This is a genomic window from Pedococcus sp. P2_D7, assembly GCF_056404295.1.
In genome coordinates this window covers 107,551-132,489 of record NZ_JBFUEH010000003.1, presented here as the reverse complement: position 1 = coordinate 132,489, position 24,939 = coordinate 107,551, and the positions used below count along the sequence as shown (strand labels likewise).

Below are 24,939 nucleotides of genomic sequence, written 5' to 3'. Positions count from 1 at the left end.
GTGCGAAGGCGGCATACCGGCGCGGCCGAAAAACCGGGTGGCGGCCACCCCTAGGATTCAGGGGTGAGCAAAGTCCTGTCTGCTGTCGCCTGGCCGTACGCCAACGGCCCCCGGCACCTCGGCCACGTGGCCGGGTTCGCCGTGCCCTCCGACGTCTTCAGCAGGTACATGCGGATGGCCGGCCACGACGTCCTCATGGTCAGCGGCTCCGACGAGCACGGCACCCCGATCCTGGTCCTCGCCGACAAGGAGGGCGTGACGCCGCAACAGCTCGTCGACACCAACCACGCGATCATCGCCTCGGAGCTGGCCGACCTCGGGTGCTCCTACGACCTCTACACGCGCACCACGACGAGCAACCACTACTCGGTCGCGCAGGAGCTGTTCACCCAGGTCTGGAAGAACGGCTACATGGTCGAGCAGACCACGAGCGGGGCGATCTCGCCGTCGACCGGGCGGACGCTGCCCGACCGCTACATCGAGGGCACCTGCCCGATCTGCTCGTACCCCGAGGCGCGGGGCGACCAGTGCGACAACTGTGGCAACCAGCTCGAGCCGACCGACCTGATCAACCCGAAGTCCAAGATCAACGGCGAGACCCCTGAGTTCATCGAGACCCAGCACTTCTTCCTCGACCTCCCCGCGCTCGCCGACGCCCTGCGCGAGTGGCTGGCGGGTCGCGAGGAGAGCGGCACCTGGCGTCCGAACGTCATCAAGTTCAGCCTCAACATCCTCGACGACATCCGCCCGCGCGCCATGACCCGCGACATCGACTGGGGCATCCCCGTCCCGCTCGACGGGTGGCGCGACCAACCGGCCAAGCGGCTCTACGTCTGGTTCGACGCCGTCATCGGCTATCTGTCCGCCTCGGTCGAGTGGGCGCGCCGCCAGGGCGACGCGGAGCGCTGGCGCGAGTGGTGGAACGACCCCGAGGCGCTGTCCTACTACTTCATGGGCAAGGACAACATCACCTTCCACTCCCAGATCTGGCCGGCCGAGCTCCTCGGGTATGCCGGTCAGGGAAGTCGTGGGGGCGAGCCCGGTGAGTTCGGGGCGCTCAACCTGCCGACCGAGGTCGTCTCGAGCGAGTACCTCACCATGGAGGGCAAGCAGTTCTCGACCTCGCGCGGCTACGTCATCTACATCCGCGACGTGCTGGAGCGCTACGGCCCCGACGCCATCCGCTACTACATCTGCGCGGCCGGCCCCGAGAACCAGGACGCCAACTTCACCTGGGCCGAGTTCGTCCAGCGCAACAACTCGGAGCTCGTCGCGGGCTGGGGCAACCTGGTGAACCGCACGGCGGCGATGGTCGCGAAGAGCTTCGGCGAGATCCCGCAGCCCGGGCCGCTGGAGCCGGTCGACGAGGCGGTCCGCGCCAAGGTGCTGGCTGCCTTCGACGTGGTGGGGGACCTGCTGGCGAAGCAGCGGATCAAGACCGCGGTGGCCGAGGCGATGCGGACCGTCGGCGAGGTCAACAAGTACGTCACCGACACCGAGCCGTTCAAGCTCAAGGGCGACGACCAGCGTGAGCGGCTGGCCACCGTGCTGCACACGCTCGCGCAGTGCGTGGCCGACCTCAACCGCATCCTGGCGCCGTTCCTGCCGCACTCGTCCAACGCCGTGCACGCGGCGTTCGGCGGTGGCGAGGGCACGTTCATGCCGATGCCGGTGCTCCAGGACGTCTCCGGTCTGGACGAGGATGACGCCGACCGCAGCTACCCGATCATCACCGGTGAGTACTCAGGGACCCCCCGCTGGGAGTCCCGACCCGTGATCATCGGGGCGACTGTGGTGAAGCCCACTCCGATCTTCACCAAGTTCGACGAGGCCGTCGTCGAGGAGGAGCTCGCCCGCCTGCGCGGCGACGCCCCGGCTGATGGTGACACCGCTGGTGATGGCGAAGGCTGACCCGGGGAGAAGCGGGCACCACCGGGTGCCCGATGCCCCCGACCCCCTGCCGATCCCGGTCGTGGACAACCACACGCACCTCGACATCGCCCGGGACGGCGAAGGGGCGCCCGACGTGGCCGCTGCGATCGCTGCCGCCAAGGCCGTCGGGGTCGACCGGCTGGTGCAGATCGGCTGCGACCTGCCGGGGGCACGGTTCACCGTCGACATGGTCGACCGGCACCCGGCGATGCTGGGCGGTGTCGCCCTGCACCCCAACGAGGCACCCAGGCTCGCCGAGGCTGGGACCCTTGACGCGGCATACGCGGAGATCGAGGAGCTGGCTGCGCACCCGAGGGTGCGGGTCATCGGCGAGACCGGGCTGGACTACTACCGCACAGGCCCCGATGGCGTTGGGGCACAACAGGACTCGTTCCGCTGGCACATCGACCTCGCCAAGCGCACCGGCAAGGCCCTGCAGATCCACGACCGCGACTCCCACGACGACGTGCTGCGCATCCTCGAGGAGGAGGGGGCGCCCGAGCGGACCGTCATGCACTGCTTCTCCGGCGACGTCTCGATGGCGCGCACCTGCGCCGACCGCGGCTACTACCTGTCGTTCGCCGGCACGGTCACCTTCAAGAACGCCCGCGGACTGCGTGACGCGCTGTCGGTGACCCCGCTCGACCGGGTCATGGTCGAGACCGACGCGCCCTACCTGACGCCTGCGCCGTGGCGCGGGGCGACCAACGCGCCCTACCTCGTGCCGCTCACCATCCGGGCGATGGCGGGGGTCCTGGGCGTCGCCGTGCCGACCCTCTGCCAGGCCGTGAGCGACAACGCGGAGGCCGTCTACGGCCCGTGGTGACCCCTCGCGGACGACCCGCGGACGCCCCCAGACGCCCCCCGCGAATCACATCGGTGTGGCTTGGCGAAACCCCGACTCTTCCGTTACCAAAATTTGACCTTTGCCGAAAAGGTGGTCATGGTGGATGACTGTTGGCCGGGGTTCAGATCCTCCCGGTGACGCGATGAGGGGTTGTTCAACCGCCACGACGGCGGGTCAGAGCGACCCCTATGCCTTTGCCCCAGGGCACAGGAACCCAGCCCCCAGACACCACCGGGGGCACGGGACGCGACACCGCTCTGATGCCCGGGGAGTACGAACTCTGGAGCATTGTGATCACCCGTCCCGTTCGACGCATCGCCCAAGCCGCGGTCGTCACCAGCCTCGTTGCTGGCGCCGTCGGCGTCTCGCACCTTGACAAGTCCGTCACCCTCTCGGTGGACGGCAAGGCCTCGACCGTGCACGCCTTCGGCAGCACTGTCGGTGACATCCTCAAGAAGCAGGACATCTCGATTCGTGAGCACGACGTGGTCGTCCCGGCACCTGGCACCCAGGTCGCCGATGGCCAGAAGATCGTGGTCCGCTACGGCCGCAAGCTGACCGTCACCATCGACGGACGCACGCGTGACTACTGGACCACCGCCACCACCGTCTCGGCCGCACTGCAGGAGCTCGGCATCCGCGCCGACTCCGCCAAGCTGTCGGCCTCCCGTTCGATGTCGCTCGGCCGTCAGGGCCTGGTCCTCTCCGTGACCACGCCCAAGCAGGTCGTCGTCCGCGTCGACGGCAAGAACCGCACCGCGACCACCACCGGCGCCACCGTCGCCGACGTGCTGTCCGAGCTGAAGATCACCAAGGACGCCGACGACCGGGTCAAGCCCGGCGCGACGACCGCGGTCACGGCCGGCCTGAAGATCGCCGTCCTGCGGGTCACCTCCAAGAACGTCAAGGAGACCAAGGCCATCGCGCCGCCGGTCACCAAGAAGTCGGACTCGAGCCTCTACATGGGCCAGACCAAGACGCTCAAGGCCGGCTCCGCTGGCGCCAAGATCGTCACGTACAAGGTGACCAAGGTCGACGGCAAGGTCGAGAGCAAGAAGGTCATCTCCGCCACCGTGACGCAGAGGCCGGTCGACCGGATCGTCGCCGTCGGCACGAAGTCCCGTCCGACGCCCGACGCGGGCAACACCTCCGGCGCCGGCATCAACCTGTCCAACGCCGCCATGTGGGACCGGATCGCCCAGTGTGAGTCCGGCGGCAACTGGTCGATCAACACCGGCAACGGCTACTACGGCGGCCTGCAGTTCAACATCAGCTCGTGGCTGGCCAATGGTGGAGACGACTTCGCGTCGCGCCCCGACCTGGCCTCGCGTGCGGAGCAGATCACGGTCGCCAACCGCTACTACGCCAAGTCGCGTCTCGGCCCGTGGGGTTGCGCGCACGCTGCCTGACCCGGCATCGACGTCCCCGGCTTCGCTCGGGAAGGTTGCGCTTCACCCGACTTCGCTTGTCGGGTGGAGCGCAACTTTGTCCCTGGACCCGATAAAGGTGGGGTGGGGGGTGGTCCCCTAGAGTCGGCGCCATGGTCGAGCAGAGCGGGTTCCTCGGAGCTGCGCAGATCCGGGAGATCGCGGCAGACCTCGGCCTCCGCCCGACCAAGCAGTGGGGCCAGAACTTCGTCGTCGACGCCAACACCGTCAAGCGGATCGTGCGCCTGGCCGGGGTGACCGCCGCCGACTCCGTGGTCGAGGTGGGCCCGGGGCTGGGTTCGCTCACCCTCGCACTGCTGCCCGAGGTCGGGCACGTCACCGCAGTGGAGGTGGACCCGAACCTCGCGAAGGCGCTACCGGGCACCGTGAGCCGGCTCGCACCGGCATACGCGGACCGCTTGACGCTCGTGCAGGCCGACGCGATGCAGGTGCGCGAGCTGCCCGACCCGCAACCTACCGCGCTCGTCGCGAACTTGCCGTACAACGTCTCCGTGCCCGTCGTGCTCAACTTCCTCGAGGCGTTCCCCACCCTCGAACGCGTGCTGGTCATGGTCCAGCTCGAGGTCGCCGAGCGACTCGCCGCCAAGCCCGGCTCGAAGGCCTACGGGGTCCCGAGCGTCAAAGCCGCCTGGTATGCCGCGGTGCGGCTCGCGGGGACCGTGCCCCGCAGCGTGTTCTGGCCGGTGCCGAACGTCGAGTCCGGCCTGGTGCTGCTCGAACGACGGGCCGCCCCCATCACCACGGCGAGCCGACGCGACACCTTCACCTGCATCGACGCGGCTTTCGCGCAGCGGCGCAAGACCCTGCGCGCCGCCCTGGCCGGGTGGGCGGGGTCAGCGCCTCGGGCCGAGGAGTGCCTGCGCGCGGCGGGGATCGACCACCGGACGCGGGGCGAGCAGCTCGGCATCGACGAGTTCGCCGCCATCGCCGCCGCCCGGTCGGCCCTCGCGCCATCCCCTTGACCCCTGCTGGCCCGGCTTGCCTCACTCGGCTGAGGGTGCTGGATTGGGCTCGGGGTCAGCGGGTCGGGTGGCAGACGTCGCCGGTGGGCTCGCTGGTGGCGATCGGCCGCTCGGCCAGCAGGTCACGGGCCCGAGCCCGACCGAGGTTCCACTCCAGCCAGTCGTCGCCCGTGGGCTTGGACAGCTCGCCCGTCCCGGTGACGCACGCGAACGCGTCCTGGGGCAGCTTCCAGATCGCCGGGTAGGCGTCTGCCGACAGGTTGGCCAGGTAGACGTAGTCGGTCCCGATGGTCGAGTCGGTCCGGGCGAGGTTCTGCTCGGCGATGTAGAGGTCGGGGTTGACGACGGCGAGCCCCAGGAGGCCGACCGCGCCAAGTCGCACGGCCGTCGGCACCAGCCAGCCGCGCGCCGCCACGACACCGGACGCCATCACCAGCAGCACCACCACACCGAGCCAGCCCTCGAAGACCGAGACGAGCAGGCGCAGCCGGGTGAAGCCGTAGGCCTCTTCGTAGAGGTGCATCCGGTGGAGGGCGGAGACCACCACGACGATGGTCATGAGGCAGAGGACGCCGAGGGCCAGGTCGCGAGTGCGGCCCGGCGTGGCCTTGCGGGCCGCCCACGCGACCACCGTCAGGGTGAGGATCGTGGCCACGGTCAGCTGGCCGAACCCCTCGTGCACGTAGTCGGCGTAGGTGAGGCCGGTCGTGCGCTGCAGGTAGTCGTGGCCGCCGAACAGGGCCGTGGCCTGGGCGACGAGGAAGAGCAGGAACACCGCGTTGACGACCGAGACCGGCGCGAGCCACTCGAACTGCCGGCGGCTGGGTCGCAGCGGCAGCTGCAGTCGGTCGACCGCCGGCGGAGCCATGCTGACGTATGCCGCGGCAAGAGTCCCAGCCGCGATGAACAGGGCCAGGACCACGCGGGCCGGCAGGTCGTTCCAGGTGATGTCGGGGGTGATGCTGTCGACCCACGAGGCGAACAGCGCGTCGGCCGAGGCGAAGAGTGCACCGAACACGAGCAGCAGCACCAGCGAGACGAGGGCGGTCCGGGCGGCCGGGAGCCAGGCCGCGATGCTGGTGCGCGGCTTCAGGGTGCGCCCCAGCCACGGCATCCCGCGCAGGCTCGCGAGGGGGACGGCTGCGGCGGTCGCCAGCAGCCCCACCACGCTGCGGGCCCGGGTCGAGTTCACGGCGACGAGCGCGAGGCCGGCGAGCAGGCAGAGGATGGTGATCCACTCCGCGTCGCGCAGCACCAGGGTCGCCAGCAGCAGGGCCACGATCCCGGCGTCGAGACCGTCGCGCCAGGACCAGCGTGGCGCTGCACCGACGGTGGTCCGAGCCGCGAAGACGGTCCCCACGACCGCGGCGAACACCAGGGCTGTGCCGAGTCCCTCACTCCGGTCGGGGATGACGACGGCGGCGCCTGCCCCGGTGACGAGGGCGGCGGTGACGATCGCCGGCCGGCGGCGCGGTGCGTCGGGCCACCATGACGCCAGCGAGTCGCGCGGCGGCGTGGGCGGGCTCTCCGGGAGCGGGGCGGGTGGGGTGAGGGTGCTCATGACGGGCTCCTTCGTGGTGGTCGGACGGTCCGCGTCCGTCGGAAGCAGGACGTTGATGCGGCAGCCCCGGTCGCTGTCGGCGACGGCGATGCTGCCGCCGTGCAGCTGGGCGACCCAGCGCGAGATGGCTAGGCCCAAGCCGGTGCCGCTGTTGTGGGCAGCGCTGGTGGTGAAGCGCTCGAAGACCGCCCGCCGGTCCGAGGCCGCGATGCCGGGTCCTTCGTCGGCGACGGCGACCAGGACGTCGCTCCCGGCAGCCGCGGCGCTGACCTGGACCAGACCACCCGACGGGCTGTGGCGCGAGGCGTTGTCGATGAGGTTCGCGAGCAGCTGGTGCAGGCGGTCGGGGTCGGCGGGCACGGTCAGGGTCTCGGGCGCGACCGTCACGGCATAGCGCAGCCCGTCGACCCTTGCCTGCGCAACCGCCTCCGTCAGGAAGTCCGACAAGCGAATCTCCTTGACCCGCAACGGTGTCACGCCCTCCTCGACGCGCGAGAGGTCGAGCAGGTCGTTGACGAGGCGGCCGAGGCGCTCGGTCTGGGCCAGGGCGAGGCGCAGCTCCTCGGGTCCCGGCTCGGACACCCCGTCGACGAGGTTCTCGAGCACCGCCTGGAGGGCGGAGATGGGGGTGCGCAGCTCGTGCGAGACGTTGGCCACCAGGTCGCGACGCTGGCGGTCGACGAGCTCGAGCGTGGCAGCCATCCGGTTGAAGGCCCTGGCCAGCTCGCCGACCTCGTCGCGAGAGGTGGCGCGCACCCGTTGGGAGTAGTCGCCCGTCGCCATCCGTTGGGCGGCATTCGTCATCTCGCGCAGTGGTGACGTCATGCCTCGGGCCAGCAGCTGGGTGACACCGAGCGCGGCCAGGACGGCGACCGGCACGGTGGCCCACGGGGACAGCCCCGCGCGCGTCCCGACGACGGCCAGGACGGACGCGACCGTGACCGTGACCGCGACGAGCAGACCGAGCTTGACCTTGATCGACCGGATGCTGTCGAGGGGGCGCACGTCGTACCTCACCGACCCACCTCCAGGGCGTAGCCGACACCGTGCACGGTGCGCAGGAGGTCGGCGCCGAGCTTGCGGCGCAACGACTTCACGTGGCTGTCGACGGTGCGGGTGCCGGAGGCGTCGGCCCAGCCCCAGACCTCGGCGAGCAGCGCCTCACGGGTCAGCACCGTGCCGGGCCGGGCAGCGAGGCAGGCGAGCAGGTCGAACTCGGTGGGGGTCAGATGCACCTCGTCGTCGCGCGACCAGACGCGCCGCTGGGCGCCGTCGATCCGCAGCCCGTCCATGTCGACCGTGGGCGCGACCGCCCCGGCGCCCCCTCCAGCGCCGGCGGCGGCCGCGCGCTCGACCCGTCGCAGCAGGGCTCGGATCCTGGCCACCAGCTCTCGCATGGAGAAGGGCTTGGTCATGTAGTCGTCGGCGCCGATCCCCAACCCCACCAGCAGGTCGGTCTCGTCGTCACGCGCGGTGAGCATCAGCACGGGCACCGGACGCTCGGCCTGGAGCCGGCGGCATACCTCGTGGCCGTCGAGGCCGGGGAGCATCACGTCGAGCACCACGAGCGCGGGATCCCACGCCGCGGCGCGGTCGAGGGCGACGAGTCCGTCGTGCACCTGCTCGACGTCGAAGCCCTCGGCGACGAGCCGGGCAGCGATCGCCTCGGCGATGGTGGGTTCGTCCTCGACGACCAGGACGCGGGGCTTGGTGCTCACATTCCGAGAGTAGGAGAGTGACCGCACAGGGGAGGCGGAGATGGTGTGAAGGTTCTGTGCAGATGTCCGGATCCGCGCCGCGTCGTCGGGCACCGCCGCAGGGCGCAGGAGCCGATCCGCGCGGTGACGCACACCCCGTTAGGGTGGCGGCCATGACCTCTGCAGCACTGCCACCGTCGTCGGTGACGGTGCGCGTCCCTGCGAAGGTCAACCTCGAGCTCCTCGTCGGCGCACCTCGCGAGGACGGCTACCACCCGCTCTCGACGATCTTCCACGCCGTCAACCTCTTCGACGAGGTGACGGTGATGAGCGCGCCCGAGTGGGGCATCGCCGTGTCGGGCCCCCAGTCCTTCGGGGTCCCGGTCGACGGCACCAACCTCGCCGCGCGCGCGGCGCAGCGGCTCGCCGAGGTCGGCGGCATCGACGAGCCCGTGCACATCACCATCCGCAAGGACATCCCCGTCGCAGGTGGAATGGCCGGGGGGTCGGCCGACGCTGCCGCCACCCTGGTCGCGTGCGACCACCTCTGGGGCACCGGCCTGAGCCGGCCCGAGCTCGAGGAGATCGCCGCGAGCATCGGGAGCGACGTCCCCTTCCTGCTCGGCGGCGGCACCGCCATGGGCTCGGGGCGCGGTGAGGTGCTGGCGCCGGTGCTCGCGCGGGGCAGCTACCACTGGGTCTTCGCCCTCAGCGAGGGCGGGCTCTCCACGCCCGCGGTGTATGCCGAGTGCGACCGGCTGCGTGGTGACCGTCCGGTCCCGGAGCCCTCACCGAGCGCCGAGATGATGACCGCCCTGCGCTCCGGCGACGCCCGAGCCCTGGGCGCGGCCCTGGCCAACGACCTGCAGGCCGCCGCGATCTCGTTGATGCCTGCACTGGGCGACGTGCTCGACGCCGGTCTGGAGTTCGGCGCCCTCGGTGGGGTGGTGTCCGGATCCGGCCCGACCGTCGCCTTCGTCGCGGAGTCCAACGAGGCGGCCCTCGACCTGGCCGTGTCCCTCACCGCCTCCGGCGCCGTGCAGGACGTGCGTCGGGCGACGGGACCGGCCCACGGCGCCCACGTCATCAGCGCCCCGCGGCCGGGCTGACCGATGGCGAACCTCATCAGTGTCGAGCGCGCCTCCTTGGCCCTCGGCACCGCACAGGTGCTCGACGAGGTATCGCTCGGCGTGCTCGGCGGCGACCGCATCGGTGTCGTGGGTCGCAACGGTGGCGGCAAGACCACGCTGCTGCGCGTGCTCGCCGGACAGCGCGCCGTCGACACCGGTCGAGTGACGCGAGCGGGCGTCTCGAGCGTCGGCGTGCTCGCCCAGGAGGACATCCTCGACCCGGACCACACGGTCCGCGAGGCCGTGCTCGGTGACCTCGCCGAGCACGTGTGGGCTGGTGACCCACGGGTGCGTGACGTCCTGACGGGTCTGCTCGGCGGGATCGAGGCCGAGTCCGTCGGCGGTTTCGACGCGCTCGTGGGGCCGTTGTCGGGCGGGGAGCGCAGACGCCTCGGGCTGGCCCGGCTGCTCGTCCAGGACCCGACGGTGCTGTTCCTCGACGAGCCGACCAACCACCTCGACGTCGAGGGGGTGGCCTGGCTGGCCGAGCACCTCGTGCGGCACCGCGCGCGCCCCGACAACGCGGTCGTGGCGATCACCCACGACCGCTGGTTCCTCGACGCCATCGCCACTGCCACGTGGGAGGTGGTCGACGGCAAGGTCAACGCCTTCGAGGGTGGCTACGCGGCATACGTGCTGGCGAAGGCCGAGCGCGAGCGGATGGCCGCGGTCACCGCCGAGCGCCGCGACAACCTGCTCCGCAAGGAGCTCGCCTGGCTGCGCCGCGGTCCGCCGGCACGCACGTCGAAACCGAAGTTCCGCATCGACGCGGCCAACACCCTCATCGCCGACGAGCCGCCCCCGCGCGACGACGTCGAGCTGATGCGCTTCGCCACGACCCGGCTCGGCAAGGACGTGGTCGACCTCATGGATGCCTCCGTGACCCTCGGCGACCGGCTGCTGCTCGACCGGGTCACCTGGCACCTCGCGCCGGGCGAGCGAGTCGGCATCGTCGGCGTCAACGGCGCCGGCAAGTCGACGTTGTTGCGCGCCATCGCCGGCTCGGTCCCGCTGTCGTCCGGGAAGCGCAAGCAGGGCGTGACGGTGCGGCTCGCCTACCTCACGCAGGAGGTGCGTGAGCTGGAGCGGTATGCCGACTGGCGCGTCATCGAGGCGATCGAGGACGTCCGCAAGTACATCCGTCTGGGCAAGAAGGAGGTCAGCGCCTCGCAGCTCGCGCAGCGGCTGGGCTTCACCGGTGGTCGTCAGCAGACGCGGGTGTCGGACCTGTCCGGTGGTGAGCGCCGTCGGCTGCAGCTGACGCGCCTGCTCATGGACGAGCCCAACGTGCTGCTCCTCGACGAGCCCACCAACGACCTCGACATCGAGACGTTGACGTCGCTGGAAGACGTCCTCGACGGCTGGGCGGGCACGCTGCTCGTCGTGTCGCACGACCGCTACCTGCTCGAGCGCGCGTGCGACAAGCAGGTGGCCCTGATGGGGGACGGCAAGATCCGCGAGCTGCCCGGTGGCGTCGAGCAGTACCTCGAGCTGCGGCACGCGCAGCCGGCACCCACTCTCGCGCCTCGTGCGTCGGCGGGAGGGTCGGCGTCATCGGCACCCGGCGACACGTCTACGTCGGGGAGCGGGACCGCGCCTGCGGCTGCAGCAGCCGCACCGGCGCACAGCCCGGCTGAGCTGCGGGAGGCTCGCAAGGACATGGCGCGGGTCGAGAAGCAGCTCGCCCGGCTGGCCCAGCGCGAGGAGCGGATCCACGCCGAGATGGCCGAGTCGGCCACCGACCACGCGAAGGTGCTCACCCTCAACGGCCAGCTGCGCGAGATCGTCGACGAGCGTGAGGGGCTCGAGCTCGAGTGGCTCGCGGCCGCCGAGATCGTCGGCTGAGACCCAGCCAGGCCCCCCAGCGTCGCTCACCCATGCAAAAGGCGAGTTAGCGCCGGTCCCGGGCGGCGCTAACTCGCCTTTTGCATGGGTTGGCTCCGCGGGAGATCAGGTCTCGAAGGGGGAGAGCAGCCGGCGAAGCATCGCGGCGAGCTCGTCGCGGTCGTCGGTGGACAGCTCCGCGAGCAGGTCGCGCTCGCGGGCGAGCAGGTCGGCCATCGCGTCGTCGACGGTGCGCTGACCCGTGGGCGTGAGGCGCACGATGACGCCGCGGCGGTCGGACGGGTCGGGGCTTCGGCTGACCAGGCCGCGTCGCTCGAGGCGGTCGACCCGGTTGGTCATCGTGCCGCTGGTGACGAGGGTCTGGCGAATGAGCTGTCCGGGGGAGAGCTGGTAGGGGGAGCCGGCCCGTCGCAGCGCCGAGAGGACGTCGAACTCCCAGCCCTCCAGCTGGTGGCTGGCGAACGCCTGCACGCGGTCGAGGTCGAGCCTGCGGGCGAGGCGCGACACGCGGGACAGGACCTGGAGCGGGGCGACATCGAGGTCGGGCCGCTCGCGGTGCCACGCCTGGACGATGCGGTCGACGTCGTCGGGCGGGGGAGTCGACATGGTGACAACTCTACCCTCCATCAAGTATCTTGACATCAAGATAACTGTCACGAGCTCGTCGAGAGGTCGCCGTCATGAGCACCACGTGGGATCCCCAGCAGTACGCCAAGTTCTCCGACCACCGGACCCGTCCGTTCGGGGACCTGATGGCGCGGGTCGGCGCGACGGCCCCCCGCCTCGTGGTCGACCTCGGCTGTGGCAACGGCCCCCTGACGCTCTCGCTCGCCGAACGCTGGCCCGACGCCCGCATCGTCGGCGTCGACCACTCGCCCCAGATGCTCGACGCCGCGCGGTCGCTGGACGCCGACGGTCGCGTCGAGTGGGTGGAATCCGATGTGGCGCAATGGGATCCGGCCACCCTCGGCGGCGCCCCCGATGTCATCGTCACCAACGCCACCCTGCAGTGGGTGCCCGGCCACCTCGACCTGCTGACCCAATGGGCCGGCGCCCTGGCGCCCGGCGGATGGCTCGCGATGCAGGTGCCGGGCAACCTCGACGCCCCCTCCCACGCCCTGATGCGTGCGGTGGTGCGCGACCACCCCGACGCCGACCTCCTGCGGCCCGCGCTCGAGCGCCTGCAGGTCGAGCAGCCCTCGGCCTACGTCGAGCTGCTCGGGAGTGTCGGCCTCGACGTCGACGGCTGGGAGACGACCTACCAGCACGTCCTCGATCCCCAGGCGCGACAGGCGAACCCGGTGCTCGAGTGGGTCCGCGGCACCGGTCTGCGGCCGGTGCTCGAGGCCCTGACGGACGAGGCCCGGCGCGACGCCTTCCTGGAGGACTACGACGCGAGGCTGCGCGCGGCATACCCGCGGACGCCGATAGGCGTGATCTTCCCGTTCCGCAGGATCTTCCTCGTGGCCCACCGACGGGACGGTCGCCGAGTGGAGCACTGACCCGGCGGCGACGACGGTGACGGACTGAACCGCAGACCCGGTCGTCCGCGACGACGCCGCGGCACCTCAACTCGGTCGCGACTCGGGCAGGTGCGTCCTACCGTCTGTCCATGACCTCCTTCGTGAAATCCGTGACCTTCGACTGCTCGAGCGCCCTGCTGCTCGCGGGCTTCTGGGCCGCAGCGCTCGGGTCCAACGTCGACGAGGACAGCACCGACGACCGCGCCTGGGTGGAGCCCGCGGGATGGGGCGGACCCAACCTGTGGTTCCAGCGGGTCCCGGAGGGCAAGACCGCGAAGAACCGCCAGCACTTCGACCTGCGAGCCATCGGCTCGGTCCAGGACGAGGTCGAACGACTTGTCGCGCTGGGTGCTTCGGTCCTCCGCGGGGGCGAGGACCTCGTGGTGATGGCCGATCCCGAGGGCAACGAGTTCTGCGTCGAGTCCTGACAACCCGACGTCGGGTGCCTGAGGCGGCGCGAGGAGGCCGCCCCAGGCGCCCGACTCGCGAGCTCAGAGCTTGCGGGCGATGGTCAGTCCGTCGAAGGCGGTCAGCACGACCACCTCGACCCGCTCGTCCGCGGCGACCAGGTCGTTGAAGGCCCGCAGCGCCTCGAGGTTGTCGCCCGACTTCCCGTCGTCGGCGATCTCGCCGCTCCACAACACGTTGTCGGCCAGTAGCAGGCCACCGGGCCGCACCCGCGGCACCAGCTCCGACCAGTAGTCGGCGTAGCCGCCCTTGTCGGCGTCGATGAAGACGAGGTCGACCGCGAGGTCGGTCGGCAGGGACCGCAGGGTGTCGAGTGCGGGCGCGATGCGCAGGTCGATGCGGTCGGCGACCCCGGCCGCCCGCCAGGCCTCGACCCCGATCGCGGTCCACTCCTCGCTGATGTCGCAGCACACCAGGGTGCCGCCCTCGGCCAGTCCCCGGGCGATGCAGAGGCTCGAGTAACCGGTGAACGTGCCGACCTCGACCGCCACCCGGGCGCCGACGAGGTGCGTGAGCATGGTGAGGAGCTGCCCCTGGTCGTCGCCGATCTGCATGCCGGCGGGCCCGCCGAGGGCACGGGTGCGTTCCTGGAGCTCGCGCACGACCGGGTCGGGTCGCCACGAGCTGTGCGCAGCGGAGTAGTCGCGAACCGCATCGGTGACCAGGAACGAGCGCATGCCGTCAGGGTAGTCCGGGCTGACGCGGGTCCGTCCGCCGCGACGAGGGTCCGTCCGCCGCGACGAGGGTCAGTCCGCGCTGATGAGGGTGGGCTTCTTCTCGAGGCCGGCCAGGCCGTTCCAGGCCAGGTTGACCAGGTGGGCCGCGACGTCTGCCTTCTTCATCCTGCGCGAGTCGAGCCACCACTGACCGGTGAGCGCCACCATGCCGACGAGCATCTGCGCGTAGAGGGGAGCGGTCTTCGGGTCGAGCCGGCGGCGCTTGAACTCCGCCGCGAGGATGTGCTCGACCTGGCTGGCGACGTCGGAGATGAGGCTCGCGAACGACCCGGTCGACTGCCCGGCCGGACTGTCGCGCACGAGGATCCGGAAGCCGTCGGTGTTGCTCTCGATGTAGTCGAGGAGGGCGCCGGCGGCCCGTTCGAGGGTCTCGCGGCTGTTGAGCTCGGCGCTCAGGGCACCGGTGATCCCGCCGAGCAGCGCGGCGATCTCTCGGTCGACGACGACCGCGTAGAGACCTTCCTTGCCGCCGAAGTGCTCATAGACGACCGGCTTCGAGACGCTCGCCTTGGCCGCGATCTCCTCGACCGTCGTGCCCTCGAAGCCCTTGTCCGCGAACAGTTTCCGACCGACCTCGATGAGCTGCTCGCGCCGCTGCTTGCCGGTCATGCGCGCGCGGGAGCTCGGGGTCGTGGACTTCTCGCGGGCGTCGGTCACGCGGTCCATCATGCCTCCTGCGTAGCGTGGTGGTCGTGAAGGGCGGAGCCGGGTATGCCGGGGGAGCGAGACGGTTCGCGATGGCAACTGCCGTCGTGGTCGCCCTGTTGGTGCTCGGTGTGGCCCTCGACCAGGGGCTGCTCGGACGGGCCGAGTCCGCGCCGCGCGACTGGGTGGCCGGCGTTCGCGACGCGGCGCACCCGAGCGGGGCACCCGAGCAGACGGCAGGTCCACCCCCGACCGGGGCGCCGGGCCCGGCCACGACTGCACCGGCCCTCGACATCCCTGCTGCGCCGCGCATCGTGGCCGACCACCTGACGTTCGGAGCAGCGCGCAAGGCCGAGACGGCGGCATACGCCCAACGTCACTACGGCACGCGGACCTCGCGGTTGCGACCGACGATGATCGTGCTGCACTACAGCGAGAGCGACACCTACGCCTCCGTGCGTTCGCTCTTCGAGGCCGACCTGCCCAACCGTGGTGAGGAGCCGGGGACCTGCGCCCACTACGTCGTGGACCAGGACGGGACGATCCACGAGCTGGTGCCGCCGACGCTGGTGTGCCGCCACACGGTGGGGCTCAACCACGTCGCGATCGGGATCGAGTTCGTCCAGTCGTCGCGGGGGCACGATCCACGCTGGGCCACCCAGCAGGTGCTCGCCCGTCGGGCGCAGGTGGCCGCCGGGGTCGCCCTCGTGGAGCACCTGCAGCGCCGGTTCGCGATCTCGGACGACGACGTGATCGGCCACTCGATGGCCAACCAGGCCAACGAGTTTCGCGATCGCGAGGGCTGGCGCAACGACCACGTCGACTGGCAGGCGCCGGAGGTCGTGACGTTCCGCCGCCTGCTGACGACGGCTCCCTGAGGCCTGCTCAGGCAGACGCGACCCGGCGGGCGTCGATCCGCTTGGCCACCGGCCAGCGCACGTCCGTGGCCCAGCCGAGCTTCTCGAACGCCCAGATGACGCGAGCCGTCGAGTCGATCTGACCCTTCTCGACGCCGTGCCGGGCGCAGGTGGGATCGGCGTGGTGCAGGTTGTGCCACGACTCGCCCATCGACAGGAAGGCCAGCCACCAGACGTTGCCCGACCTGTCGCGGCTCTTGAACGGCCGCTCGCCGATGGTGTGGCAGATCGAGTTGATCGACCAGGTCACGTGGTGCAGCAGCGAGACCCGCACGAGGGACGCCCAGAAGAAGGCCGTCAGCGCCCCCTGCCAGCTCATCGACCAGAGCCCACCGACCACCGCGGGGAGCAGCATCGAGCCGGCGACGATGAGGGGGAAGGCGCGATCGACCTTCTGGAGGTCGGGGTCGGCGACCAGGTCGGGCGCGTACTTGCTGCGGGGCGTCTGCTCGATGTCGAACAACCAGCCGGTGTGCGCCCACCAGAGCCCCTTGGCCAGCGCCGGGATGGTCTCGCCGTAGCGCCACGGGCTGTGCGGGTCGCCCTCGCGGTCGGAGAACGCGTGGTGGCGCCGGTGGTCGGCGACCCACCGGACCACGGGACCCTGGATCGCCATCGAGCCCGCCACCGCCAGCGCGATCTTCAGGCCGCGGTTGGCCTTGAACGACCCGTGCGTGAAGTGACGGTGGTAGCCGACGGTGATGCCGTGCCCCGCGAGCGCGTACATCACGATGAAGATGACGATGTCGTGCCAGCCCAGACCCCACCCCCAGGCCACCGGGACGGCGGCCAGCAGGGCAAGGAACGGGATCCCGATGAAGAGCGCCAGCGCGACCTGCTCACCGCCGCGCTTCAGCTCGGGTTCGACGGTCGGAGGTGCGGGTGCGGCTGCGGCTGTGGGTCCGGATGCGGTCGCGGGGGGCGGTGTCGCGGGAGCGGACTGTGCGGAGGGGGTCGCGGTCGTCATCGCCGGGGAACCTTCCTTCAAGTGGTCGCCACGGAGGCATCGTCGTCAACTTACGAAACCGTAACCTACGGATTCGTAGGTTGTCATCGTGAGCGACCGCTGCTCAAGGACCCGCGCCGACCGACCCGTCGTGACGATGCCGAGGTATGCCGCGTGCTTGGCTACCCTTGGCGGGTCCCCCTAGGGGGCGTTCCCCGGTTGGTCTGCTGGCAGGGCCCGCCTGACTTTGAATCAGGACAAGCGACGTAGGTTCGATTCCTACCCGGGGAGCACGACGCTCCGAACGAGACCCTGAGAACCCCGGGCCCCAACCGGGGTCGGGTCAGGGGCGCACCCGATGGGCAGCGGCGTCGCCGGCGAGCACTCTTGAGGTGTCAGGGAAAGCCCCTGACACCAACCGAAGGAAGTGCTCCACCCATGAACGACATCCACTCGAGCTTCGCCCAGCAGGGCCTGGTCCGACCCCGCGACGAGCGCGTCCTCGGCGGAGTCGCCTCCGGTCTCGGTCGCCGGTTCGGCATCGCGCCGTGGCCCGCGCGGATCCTCTTCGTGCTGCTGCTCATGGTGATCCCCGGCAGCCAGATCCTCATCTACCCGATCCTCTGGATCCTCATGCCGTCCGAGCACGTCGTCGGCGCCCAGGGCGCCGCCCAGCCGGCCGGACCCGCGTACCCCGGCCAGGCGCCGACCGTCGCCTCCTGACCGTCGCCTCCTGACCGGCGCGCCAGCCGAGTCCCCGCCCGGAGCCGGGGCACGGAAGGGCCCGACCGCCAACCCTCGACGTGGACGAGGTGGTGGTCGGGCCCTTCCGGCCTGGGGTGCTGACCTGCCTGGCCGGCAGGTGGTCGGATCAGCTCGTGGGCTGTGAGGACGAGCTCGAGCTGGAGGAGCTGGAGCTGGACGTCGACGTGCTCGGTCCGCAGTAGTAGTTGGACAGCACGAACTGGCCGGTCCAGGTGGTGGGGACGACCGCGGTGGCGTCCGTCACGAGGGTGCCGGTGAACCAGGCGTCGTAGTGGGCGACGGATTGGGTCTGCTTGGACTTGGCCACGGTCTGCGAGCTGCCGTCAGCGAGCGAGACGTTGATGGAAGCCGGGCCCGACGAGATCTGGTTGATGATGAAGTGGGCTCCGATGACGCCGTCCGGGCAGTCCGCCGCGTGGTCAGCGACGCTGGCTTGCTTGACGTGGACGACCATGGTGTCCGCGGCCTGCGCCGGACCCATGCTGATGGCGATGGCCGCCGCTGCAACGATGGCCGCGCCGGCTGCCGGCAAGCTCCACCTGTTGATGGTGAGTGTTCTCATGATTTTCCTTCCAAGCGTTCCCTGTAACGGACCTCCAGTCTCACCAGCGCGAGGGTGGGCCGGATCGCGTTGAAGTTCGACAGCCACCTACAGCCTCGGTATGAGTCCGTGTGCGTGTCGTGGTGGTTTGTCCTGACCCGGGGCGGTTGACCGCCGGGAGAACGGGGTGCGACTGGCGGGTAGCATGACGCCCGTCCCGTCGCACCCGACCAGATCGCTGGAGCCTCGCGCGTGAACACCCCCACCGGCTCGCACCGCCTAGCCGCAGTCATCGTCCTCGCCGCCGGTGAGGGCACCCGGATGAAGTCCTCGACCCCCAAGGTCCTGCACCGCATCGGGGGCCGGACCCTCGTCGGGCACGCGATCGCCGCAGCGCGGGCGGTCAGCCCCGAGCACCTCGCCGTGGTGGTCCGCCACGAACGCGACCTGGTGGCCGCGCACGTGGCCGAGGTCGACCCTGAGGCCGTGATCGCCGACCAGGACGAGGTCAAGGGCACCGGCCGGGCCACCGAGTGCGCTCTCGACGCGCTGCCCGCCGGACTCGAGGGCACCGTCCTCGTGACCTACGGCGACGTGCCGCTGCTGGCCGGTGACACCCTCCGGTCGCTGGTCGAGGAGCACGTCGCGACCCAGAGCGCGGTCACGGTCATCACCGCCCACCTCGAGGACCCGACCGGCTACGGACGGATCCTGCGCGGCGCCGACGACGGCGTCGAGGGGATCGTCGAGCAGAAGGACGCGACCGACGAGCAGCGCGCCATCACCGAGATCAACTCCGGCATCTATGCCTTCGACGCGGCCGTCCTCGTCGAGGCGCTCGGCCAGGTCGGCACCGACAACGCCCAGGGCGAGAAGTACCTCACCGACGTCCTGGCCATCGCGCGCAAGGCCGGCGGGCGGGTCAGCGCCCACCTCATCGCCGACCTGTGGCAGACCGAGGGCGTCAACGACCGCGTCCAGCTCGCCCGACTCGGCAAGGAGCTCAACCGTCGCACCACCGAACGCTGGATGCGCGAGGGCGTGACGATCATCGACCCCGACACGACGTGGATCGACAGCGACGTCACGATCGGCCGCGACACCACGATCCTCCCCGGCACGCAGCTGTTGGGTGCCACCACGATCGGGGAGCGCGCCACGATCGGCCCCGACACCACGCTCACCGACACCGAGGTCGGCGCCGCCGCCGAGGTCAAGCGCACCGAAGCCCTCCTGGCCGTCATCGGCGAGGGCGCCACCGTCGGCCCGTTCTCCTACCTGCGCCCCGGCACCGAACTCGGCGCCAAGGGCAAGATCGGCGGGTTCGTCGAGACGAAGAACGCCAAGATCGGTGCCGGGGCCAAGGTCCCGCACCTCACGTATGCCGGTGACGCCACGATCGGGGAAGGTGCCAACATCGGGGCGGGCACCATCTTCGCCAACTACGACGGGGTGGCGAAACACCACACCACCGTGGGCAAGCACAGCTTCGTCGGGTCCGACACCGTGCTCATCGCTCCCGTGACCATCGCCGACGGCGCCTACGTCGGCGCCGGCTCCGCGCTCACCGGCGACGTCGACCCCGGGCAGATCGCGGTGGCCCGCGGGCGCCAGCGCAACATCGACGGCTGGGTCGCCCGGGCCCGGGCCGGCACGAAGACCGCCGAGGCGGCTGCTGCCGCGCTCGCGCAGGTGACCGAAGGCCACGGCGACGACGTCGCCGAGGCGAGCACGCGGCATACCGATGACTCCAGCGAAGGGCAGGCCCAGGCGTGACCGGCATCACCAAGACCACCGAGAAGAACCTCATGGTCTTCACCGGGCGAGCCAACCCCGAGCTCGCCGAAGAGGTGGCGAGCATGCTCGGCACCGGGCTGGTCCCGACCAGCGCCTACGACTTCGCCAACGGTGAGATCTACGTGCGCTACGAGGAGTCGGTGCGCGGGTCCGACGCGTTCGTCATCCAGAGCCACACCACGCCCATCAACGAGGCGATCATGGAGCAGCTCATCATGATCGACGCGCTCAAGCGGGCCAGCGCCAAGCGGATCACGGTCGTGCTCCCGTTCTACGGCTACGCCCGGCAGGACAAGAAGCACCGCGGCCGCGAGCCGATCTCGGCCCGGCTGATGGCCGACCTGTTCAAGACGGCCGGCGCGAACCGGCTGATGGCGGTGGACCTGCACACCGCGCAGATCCAGGGCTTCTTCGACGGTCCGGTCGACCACCTGATGGCGCTGCCGATCCTGGCCGACCACGTCGCCACGAAGTACGGCCACGAGAAGCTCGCGGTCGTCTCACCGGACGCCGGCCGGATCAAGGTCGCCGAGCAGTGGTCGCAGCGGCTCGGGGGAGCGCCGCTGGCGTTCATCCACAAGACCCGTGACATCAACCGGCCGAACGAGACCGTTGCCAACCGCGTCGTCGGTGAGGTCAAGGGCCGGGTCTGCGTGCTGGTGGATGACATGATCGACACCGCCGGCACCATCACCAAGGCGGCCGACGCGCTGATGGCCGACGGCGCCGCGGGGGTCATCATCGCCGCGACCCACGCGATCCTCTCCGGTCCGGCCATCGACCGGCTGAAGAACTGCAGCGCCGTCGAGGTCATTGTCACCAACACGCTGCCGATCGACGAGGCGCACGAGTTCGACAAGCTGACCGTCCTGTCGATCGCGCCGCTGATCAGCCGGGCGATCCAGGAGGTCTTCGAGGACGGCTCGGTGACCAGCCTGTTCGACGGCCACGCCTGATCAGACGGGAGCGCCCACCCTCGCCACAAGGTCGGCGATCTCCGGCTGGTGCGGGGTCTCGGCGACCGTGACGAAGCCGCCACCCTCCTTGCGGTAGAGGCCTCCGCGCTCGTCGATCCCGGCGATCCGTGGGTTGTCCACGAGCAGGAAGTGGCCGCCCTCGACGAGCGATGCGTGGATCGAGCGGAGCCCCTCGAGCAGGCGGTCGTCGCTGAAGTACAGCCGACGCAGGAGGTTGGCGACCTTGATCACGTCCACCGGCACGGGCCACACCGTGAAGACGTCGTGGGTGCGCGCACGCATCCGCGGGTCGTCGCGCATGAGCTGGCGCACCGTGGGGTTCAGCAGCGGGATGGTGGTCCGCTGGTCCCGGTCCTTCGTCGCACGCCTGATCGTGCGGCGGTAGAGGCGGCCGACCACGGGGGACATCTCCGGCCACGCGAGGAGGCGCGGGCCCACGATCAGGACCGGTTGTTCCCTCGGGTCGAAGAAGACGGTTCGGTGCCCGACGTCGACGTGGGAGACCTCGAGGTAGAGATCGGCGATCGTGTAGGTGGCGAAGGCGCCGAGCCGTGCGGCCAGGTCCGCCGAGGTGGATCCGTCGGAGGCGCCGATGTCCACGATGTCAGCCCGGTCCGTGGTCACTCTGGAGACGAGCAGGTCGTCAGCCTCGGGGTGCCGGTTGGTGCCGGTGATCTTGTAGGTCCCCCCGAGGTGAAAGGCCTTCATGGCCTCTCGGAAGCGTTCCGGGGTCGTGTCGGACGTGACGACCCGGGGATCGGCCCAGACGAAGCGGCCCAGCAACCGCTCGACGAACGCGGGCCACCCGCCATGGACCAGTCTGATCGGTGCGAACACCTGTCCCCCTTGCCGTCGTGCAGCCCCAGCTCTCCGGTCTGCGAGCGATCAGGATAGGGCTCGCCCCGACCGGCGTGCTCGGTAGGCCGCGACGTTGGCGCGGTTGCCGCAGCCGCCGTCGCAGAACCGCTTGGAGCGGTTCTTGGACAGGTCGACCACCACGTCCGCACAGTCGTCGGCTGCGCAGACCCTGAGCCGGGCGAGCTCGTCGGCGCGGATCACGTCGACCATCGCCATCGCCGCCTCCACCGCCATGCGGGTGGCCAGCGGTGCCTCGGGTGGGGTCGCGTGCAGGTGCCAGGACCACTCGCCGTGCCGCACCAGCTGAGGGAGCGCTCCTGCCTCGGCCAGCAGCTCGTTGACGAGGGTGACGGCGTCGTCGGTCTCGGCGGTCCAGAGTCGTCGCAGCCTCGGGCGCAGCTCGCGCACGGCGTCGAGCTCGGCCGGCTCACCGGTGTGCGACCCGGTCCACTCCCAGTCGCGGAGGAACTCGTCGAGGTCGGCGACCGTGGCGAGGTCCTCGGTGTCGGTGGGCAGGGTCGCCGCGGTGTTGACCAGGGCTGCCGCCCCGCGAAGGGCCAGCTCCGTGTCATGGGCAAAAAGCATCTTGACTCCTGACCCGCTCGATCGCTACCGTCATGAGTATAAGGCGTTTGACCAATTACAGGCAGGGCGCGCAGACAGACGGGGAGGACGCGGCATGGCGGCACGATCGAAGGGCCTCGGGCTCTGGTTCGCGCTCGCCTCGGCGGCGACCTTCGGGAGCAGTGGTCCGTTCGCGAAGTCGCTGCTCGTCGAGGGCTGGAGCTCGGGCGCGATCGTCCTGCTCCGCGTGGCCGGAGCCACCCTCGTCCTGGCCGTGCCGACGATCCTCGCCCTGCGCGGGCGCTGGTCGCTCGTGCGCGACAACCTCCTGACGATCCTCGTCTACGGCGCGGTCGCCGTGGCCGGCTGCCAGGTGGCCTACTTCTATGCGGTGCAGCGGCTCGACGTCGGGGTGGCCCTGCTGCTGGAGTACCTCGGGGTCGTCCTGGTCGTCCTGTGGGTGTGGCTGCGCACCCGACGCGCCCCCAGCGCCCTCACCGGCCTCGGTGTGGTGCTCGCCGTGGCCGGGCTGGTCCTCGTGCTCGACCTCTCCGGCCAGAGCCGCCCCGACCTCCTGGGGGTCGCGTGGGGCCTGGTCGCCGCCACCGGTCTGGCCACCTTCTTCGTCCTCGCGGCGGAGGACAGCACCCTGCCGCCCGTCGCGCTCGCCGGGCTCGGTATGGCCGCGGGCTCGGTCGCCCTCGGCATCCTCGGTGCCGCTCGCGTCATCCCGCTCGAGTTCGCCTCCACCCCGGTGACCCTGATGGGTGGCACGGCGCCCTGGTGGGTCGCCATCGGTGAGCTGGCCCTCATCGCCGCTGCCGCGGCATACCTCCTCGGGGTCACGGCGGCCCGCATGCTGGGCTCGACGGTGGCCTCGTTCGTGGGGCTCACGGAGGTGTTGTTCGCCGTGTTGTTCGCGTGGCTGCTGCTCGACGAGCTGCCCGGTCTCGTCCAGCTGGCCGGTGGCGTCTGCATCGTCGCCGGGGTGGTCGCGGTGCGCCTCGGTGAGCTGCGGCGGGCCCGCGTGGAGCAGGGCCCGGCAGTCGCCGAGGACGCGGATTTCGCACTCCCCGCAGGCGTCGCCTAGACTCTCGGGGTTGCCTCGGCGAGGGACACTGCACGGCCGCCACCACCTGGGGCCGGTCACGTCCGTAATTCGACGCGGTGTGGTCTCCGTGCTGCGCCCCGCGTCGAGGCCCACCGCATCCTCGAGTCCCCCACCGCACAGGAGATTTCCGTGTCTGACAACAAGCTCGTCGCTGAGACGCGCACGCAGTTCGGCAAGGGCGCAGCCCGCAAGATTCGCCGCGACCACAAGATCCCCGCCGTCATGTACGGCCACGGCGCCGAGCCCGTGCACATCACCCTGCCCGGCCACGACACGATGATGGCGCTGAAGGTCGCGAACGCGCTCCTCACCATCGTCATCGACGGCAAGGAGCAGCTCGCCCTGGCCAAGGACGTGCAGCGCGACGCCATCAAGCCCGTCATCGAGCACATCGACCTCGTGGTCGTCCGCAAGGGCGAGAAGGTCTCCGTCGACGTGCCCGTCCACGTCGAGGGTGAGGCTGCCCCGGAGACCGTCGTCACCGTCGACTCCCAGACCATCCAGCTCGAGGTCGAGGCCACCCACATCCCGGAGCACATCGTCGTCTCCGTCGAGGGCCTCGAGGCCGGCACGCAGATCAAGGCGTCCGACCTCGTGCTCCCCTCCGGCGCGACCCTGGTCGTCGACGAGGAGACCCTCGTCGTCAACATCACCCAGCAGATCTCGCAGGAGGCGCTGGACGCCGAGATGGCGGAGGCCGAGGCCGAGGCCGGCATCGAGCACGAGGAGCCCGGCGACGCCGAGGCCACCGAGGGCGAGGACGGCGAGGCTGCTGCCGAGGGCGACGCCCCCGCCGGCGAGAAGGCCGAGTCCGAGGACGCCTGAGTCCCGCTCACCGTTGTATGCCGGAAGGCCAGGTCCCCTGAGTAGTGTCATCGGGGACCTGGCCTTCCGGCATACTTGCGCCCCGTGAGTGACGACGGCACCTGGCTCGTGGTGGGCCTGGGCAACCCCGGCCCCAAGTACGCGGGCAACCGTCACAACGTCGGCGCCATGGTCGTCGACGAGCTCGCCTCGCGGGCCAGCGCCAAGCTCACCTCGCACAAGGCGCGCGCGTCCGCCGCCACGGTGCGGATCGGCATGCGCCCCGGCGGGGCCCCCGGCCCGGCCGCAGTCGTCGCCGTGCCGTCGTCCTACATGAACGAGTCGGGCGGCCCGGTCAAGGCGCTGATGAAGTTCTTCTCGGTCGAGGTCGACCGGCTGCTCGTCATCCACGACGAGCTCGACATCCCGGCCGGCGACGTCCGGCTCAAGAAGGGCGGGGGAGAGGGCGGCCACAACGGGCTGCGCTCGATCACCTCCGCCGTCGGGACCAGGGACTACCTGCGCGTGCGGGTCGGAATCGGCCGCCCGCCGGGTCGGATGGACCCCGCCGACTTCGTGCTGCGGGACTTCGGGACGACCGAGCGCAAGGAGCTCCCGTTCCTCCTCGGAGACGCCGCGGACGCCGCCGAGATGGTCGTGGTGGAGGGGCTCGTCGCGGCCCAGCAGAAGTACCACTCCCCGGCCTGAGGGCCGTCTGCACCCAACCGGAGCCATCCCGCCCCGAACGTCACCACCTTCTCCCCCAAACGGTGGAGTGGGGTACGGCATACCCCGTAGTCAAGGTGAGGTTGTCTGGCCTAGCCCCGGGATCGTATGTGCGCAATCCCTTGCGGTGACAGCATT

The 24,939-nt window shown here is 70.7% G+C and carries 24 protein-coding genes and 1 tRNA gene; 16 read left to right on the top strand and 9 right to left on the bottom strand.

Going from position 1 to position 24,939, the window contains the following annotated elements:
* Positions 1 to 63: 63 nt before the first annotated feature.
* The 4 genes from metG to rsmA all read left to right on the top strand — a co-directional run bounded on the left by metG (position 64) and on the right by rsmA (position 5,189).
* Positions 64 to 1,911: a methionine--tRNA ligase gene (metG, locus tag AC1DWJ_RS07695; protein WP_477620437.1), complete on the top strand. Its 1,848-nt coding sequence runs from the start codon at positions 64 to 66 to the stop codon at positions 1,909 to 1,911.
* Positions 1,898 to 2,758 (top strand): TatD family hydrolase, encoded by an 861-nt coding sequence (locus tag AC1DWJ_RS07690; protein WP_477620436.1) that lies wholly within the window; start codon positions 1,898 to 1,900, stop codon positions 2,756 to 2,758. The genes metG and AC1DWJ_RS07690 overlap by 14 nt, the downstream gene beginning before the upstream one ends.
* Positions 2,759 to 3,069: 311 nt before the next feature.
* Positions 3,070 to 4,188 (top strand): ubiquitin-like domain-containing protein, encoded by a 1,119-nt coding sequence (locus AC1DWJ_RS07685; protein ID WP_477620435.1) that lies wholly within the window; start codon positions 3,070 to 3,072, stop codon positions 4,186 to 4,188.
* A gap of 131 nt (positions 4,189 to 4,319) precedes the next feature.
* A complete protein-coding gene (rsmA, locus tag AC1DWJ_RS07680; RefSeq protein WP_477620434.1) occupies positions 4,320 to 5,189 on the top strand; it encodes a 16S rRNA (adenine(1518)-N(6)/adenine(1519)-N(6))-dimethyltransferase RsmA in 870 nt (289 codons plus the stop codon).
* A 55-nt stretch (positions 5,190 to 5,244) separates the two neighbouring features.
* Here the strand turns inward: rsmA and AC1DWJ_RS07675 are convergent, their stop codons facing one another.
* Both AC1DWJ_RS07675 and AC1DWJ_RS07670 read right to left on the bottom strand, forming a co-directional pair.
* Positions 5,245 to 7,767, bottom strand: a complete 2,523-nt coding sequence (locus AC1DWJ_RS07675) for a DUF4153 domain-containing protein (RefSeq protein ID WP_477620433.1) — start codon at positions 7,765 to 7,767, stop codon at positions 5,245 to 5,247.
* Positions 7,764 to 8,468, bottom strand: coding sequence for a response regulator transcription factor (locus AC1DWJ_RS07670; RefSeq protein WP_477620432.1), 705 nt, complete (start codon positions 8,466 to 8,468; stop codon positions 7,764 to 7,766). The genes AC1DWJ_RS07675 and AC1DWJ_RS07670 overlap by 4 nt, the downstream gene beginning before the upstream one ends.
* Positions 8,469 to 8,620: 152 nt before the next feature.
* Between AC1DWJ_RS07670 and AC1DWJ_RS07665 the strand changes: the two genes are divergently transcribed.
* On the top strand, positions 8,621 to 9,556 hold the full coding sequence (locus AC1DWJ_RS07665) for a 4-(cytidine 5'-diphospho)-2-C-methyl-D-erythritol kinase (protein ID WP_457254557.1): 936 nt from the start codon (positions 8,621 to 8,623) through the stop codon (positions 9,554 to 9,556).
* Positions 9,557 to 9,559: 3 nt separating this feature from the next.
* A complete protein-coding gene (locus AC1DWJ_RS07660; RefSeq protein WP_477620431.1) occupies positions 9,560 to 11,422 on the top strand; it encodes an ABC-F family ATP-binding cassette domain-containing protein in 1,863 nt (620 codons plus the stop codon).
* A 105-nt stretch (positions 11,423 to 11,527) separates the two neighbouring features.
* Here AC1DWJ_RS07660 and AC1DWJ_RS07655 read toward each other — a convergent pair whose 3' ends face one another.
* Positions 11,528 to 12,028: a MarR family winged helix-turn-helix transcriptional regulator gene (locus AC1DWJ_RS07655; protein ID WP_457254554.1), complete on the bottom strand. Its 501-nt coding sequence runs from the start codon at positions 12,026 to 12,028 to the stop codon at positions 11,528 to 11,530.
* 74 nt (positions 12,029 to 12,102) lie between these two features.
* On the opposite strand from AC1DWJ_RS07655, the gene AC1DWJ_RS07650 reads away from it, so the two are divergent.
* Together AC1DWJ_RS07650 and AC1DWJ_RS07645 are read left to right on the top strand one after the other, a co-directional pair.
* Complete coding sequence (locus AC1DWJ_RS07650; protein ID WP_477620430.1) at positions 12,103 to 12,924, top strand: methyltransferase domain-containing protein; 822 nt, start codon at positions 12,103 to 12,105, stop codon at positions 12,922 to 12,924.
* A 110-nt stretch (positions 12,925 to 13,034) separates the two neighbouring features.
* The gene (locus AC1DWJ_RS07645) at positions 13,035 to 13,373 is read left to right on the top strand and encodes a VOC family protein (RefSeq protein ID WP_457254552.1); all 339 of its coding nucleotides are present in this window, start codon (positions 13,035 to 13,037) and stop codon (positions 13,371 to 13,373) included.
* 63 nt (positions 13,374 to 13,436) lie between these two features.
* Here the strand turns inward: AC1DWJ_RS07645 and AC1DWJ_RS07640 are convergent, their stop codons facing one another.
* On the bottom strand, positions 13,437 to 14,090 hold the full coding sequence (locus AC1DWJ_RS07640; protein WP_457254551.1) for an O-methyltransferase: 654 nt from the start codon (positions 14,088 to 14,090) through the stop codon (positions 13,437 to 13,439).
* A 69-nt stretch (positions 14,091 to 14,159) separates the two neighbouring features.
* Positions 14,160 to 14,759, bottom strand: a complete 600-nt coding sequence (locus AC1DWJ_RS07635; protein ID WP_457254854.1) for a TetR/AcrR family transcriptional regulator — start codon at positions 14,757 to 14,759, stop codon at positions 14,160 to 14,162.
* Positions 14,760 to 14,842: 83 nt separating this feature from the next.
* Between AC1DWJ_RS07635 and AC1DWJ_RS07630 the strand changes: the two genes are divergently transcribed.
* A complete protein-coding gene (locus AC1DWJ_RS07630) occupies positions 14,843 to 15,673 on the top strand; it encodes a peptidoglycan recognition protein family protein (RefSeq protein WP_477620429.1) in 831 nt (276 codons plus the stop codon).
* Positions 15,674 to 15,680: 7 nt separating this feature from the next.
* On the opposite strand, the gene AC1DWJ_RS07625 is transcribed toward AC1DWJ_RS07630, so the two are convergent.
* Positions 15,681 to 16,679 (bottom strand): acyl-CoA desaturase, encoded by a 999-nt coding sequence (locus AC1DWJ_RS07625; protein ID WP_457254549.1) that lies wholly within the window; start codon positions 16,677 to 16,679, stop codon positions 15,681 to 15,683.
* 191 nt (positions 16,680 to 16,870) lie between these two features.
* On the opposite strand from AC1DWJ_RS07625, the gene AC1DWJ_RS07620 reads away from it, so the two are divergent.
* Positions 16,871 to 16,949 (top strand) — tRNA-Gln (locus AC1DWJ_RS07620).
* Between the two features lie 147 nt (positions 16,950 to 17,096).
* Positions 17,097 to 17,381 carry a PspC domain-containing protein gene (locus AC1DWJ_RS07615; protein WP_457254548.1) on the top strand — a complete coding sequence of 95 codons (285 nt, stop codon included), beginning with the start codon at positions 17,097 to 17,099 and terminating at the stop codon, positions 17,379 to 17,381.
* A 148-nt stretch (positions 17,382 to 17,529) separates the two neighbouring features.
* Here the strand turns inward: AC1DWJ_RS07615 and AC1DWJ_RS07610 are convergent, their stop codons facing one another.
* Positions 17,530 to 17,985, bottom strand: coding sequence for a hypothetical protein (locus AC1DWJ_RS07610; protein WP_457254547.1), 456 nt, complete (start codon positions 17,983 to 17,985; stop codon positions 17,530 to 17,532).
* Positions 17,986 to 18,216: 231 nt separating this feature from the next.
* Between AC1DWJ_RS07610 and glmU the strand changes: the two genes are divergently transcribed.
* A complete protein-coding gene (gene glmU, locus AC1DWJ_RS07605; protein ID WP_457254546.1) occupies positions 18,217 to 19,740 on the top strand; it encodes a bifunctional UDP-N-acetylglucosamine diphosphorylase/glucosamine-1-phosphate N-acetyltransferase GlmU in 1,524 nt (507 codons plus the stop codon).
* Complete coding sequence (locus tag AC1DWJ_RS07600; RefSeq protein WP_457254544.1) at positions 19,737 to 20,717, top strand: ribose-phosphate diphosphokinase; 981 nt, start codon at positions 19,737 to 19,739, stop codon at positions 20,715 to 20,717. Before glmU ends, AC1DWJ_RS07600 begins: the two co-directional genes overlap by 4 nt.
* Here the strand turns inward: AC1DWJ_RS07600 and AC1DWJ_RS07595 are convergent, their stop codons facing one another.
* Both AC1DWJ_RS07595 and AC1DWJ_RS07590 read right to left on the bottom strand, forming a co-directional pair.
* Positions 20,718 to 21,575 carry a hypothetical protein gene (locus AC1DWJ_RS07595; RefSeq protein WP_477620428.1) on the bottom strand — a complete coding sequence of 286 codons (858 nt, stop codon included), beginning with the start codon at positions 21,573 to 21,575 and terminating at the stop codon, positions 20,718 to 20,720.
* Positions 21,576 to 21,623: 48 nt separating this feature from the next.
* Positions 21,624 to 22,181: a CGNR zinc finger domain-containing protein gene (locus tag AC1DWJ_RS07590; protein ID WP_457254542.1), complete on the bottom strand. Its 558-nt coding sequence runs from the start codon at positions 22,179 to 22,181 to the stop codon at positions 21,624 to 21,626.
* A gap of 94 nt (positions 22,182 to 22,275) precedes the next feature.
* Here AC1DWJ_RS07590 and AC1DWJ_RS07585 point away from each other — a divergent pair, with 94 nt between their 5' ends.
* The 3 genes from AC1DWJ_RS07585 (at position 22,276) to pth (ending at position 24,783) form a co-directional block, all read left to right on the top strand.
* Positions 22,276 to 23,250, top strand: coding sequence for an EamA family transporter (locus AC1DWJ_RS07585; protein ID WP_457254541.1), 975 nt, complete (start codon positions 22,276 to 22,278; stop codon positions 23,248 to 23,250).
* Between the two features lie 150 nt (positions 23,251 to 23,400).
* A complete protein-coding gene (locus AC1DWJ_RS07580) occupies positions 23,401 to 24,096 on the top strand; it encodes a 50S ribosomal protein L25/general stress protein Ctc (RefSeq protein ID WP_457254540.1) in 696 nt (231 codons plus the stop codon).
* A gap of 84 nt (positions 24,097 to 24,180) precedes the next feature.
* Positions 24,181 to 24,783 (top strand): aminoacyl-tRNA hydrolase, encoded by a 603-nt coding sequence (gene pth / locus AC1DWJ_RS07575; protein ID WP_457254539.1) that lies wholly within the window; start codon positions 24,181 to 24,183, stop codon positions 24,781 to 24,783.
* Positions 24,784 to 24,939: the final 156 nt, after the last annotated feature.

What these genes read in the sequence shown, in the direction of transcription:
- AC1DWJ_RS07635 (WP_457254854.1), bottom strand. Translation starts at nt 14,759, where the DNA reads ATGACCGGCAAGCAGCGGCGCGAGCAGCTCATCGAGGTCGGTCGGAAA.
- AC1DWJ_RS07615 (WP_457254548.1), top strand. Translation starts at nt 17,097, where the DNA reads ATGAACGACATCCACTCGAGCTTCGCCCAGCAGGGCCTGGTCCGACCC.
- AC1DWJ_RS07660 (WP_477620431.1), top strand. Translation starts at nt 9,560, where the DNA reads ATGGCGAACCTCATCAGTGTCGAGCGCGCCTCCTTGGCCCTCGGCACC.
- AC1DWJ_RS07640 (WP_457254551.1), bottom strand. Translation starts at nt 14,090, where the DNA reads ATGCGCTCGTTCCTGGTCACCGATGCGGTTCGCGACTACTCCGCTGCG.
- AC1DWJ_RS07650 (WP_477620430.1), top strand. Translation starts at nt 12,103, where the DNA reads ATGAGCACCACGTGGGATCCCCAGCAGTACGCCAAGTTCTCCGACCAC.
- AC1DWJ_RS07610 (WP_457254547.1), bottom strand. Translation starts at nt 17,985, where the DNA reads ATGAGAACACTCACCATCAACAGGTGGAGCTTGCCGGCAGCCGGCGCG.
- AC1DWJ_RS07625 (WP_457254549.1), bottom strand. Translation starts at nt 16,679, where the DNA reads ATGACGACCGCGACCCCCTCCGCACAGTCCGCTCCCGCGACACCGCCC.
- AC1DWJ_RS07690 (WP_477620436.1), top strand. Translation starts at nt 1,898, where the DNA reads ATGGCGAAGGCTGACCCGGGGAGAAGCGGGCACCACCGGGTGCCCGAT.
- rsmA (WP_477620434.1), top strand. Translation starts at nt 4,320, where the DNA reads ATGGTCGAGCAGAGCGGGTTCCTCGGAGCTGCGCAGATCCGGGAGATC.
- AC1DWJ_RS07665 (WP_457254557.1), top strand. Translation starts at nt 8,621, where the DNA reads ATGACCTCTGCAGCACTGCCACCGTCGTCGGTGACGGTGCGCGTCCCT.
- AC1DWJ_RS07655 (WP_457254554.1), bottom strand. Translation starts at nt 12,028, where the DNA reads ATGTCGACTCCCCCGCCCGACGACGTCGACCGCATCGTCCAGGCGTGG.
- AC1DWJ_RS07590 (WP_457254542.1), bottom strand. Translation starts at nt 22,181, where the DNA reads ATGCTTTTTGCCCATGACACGGAGCTGGCCCTTCGCGGGGCGGCAGCC.
- AC1DWJ_RS07645 (WP_457254552.1), top strand. Translation starts at nt 13,035, where the DNA reads ATGACCTCCTTCGTGAAATCCGTGACCTTCGACTGCTCGAGCGCCCTG.
- AC1DWJ_RS07585 (WP_457254541.1), top strand. Translation starts at nt 22,276, where the DNA reads ATGGCGGCACGATCGAAGGGCCTCGGGCTCTGGTTCGCGCTCGCCTCG.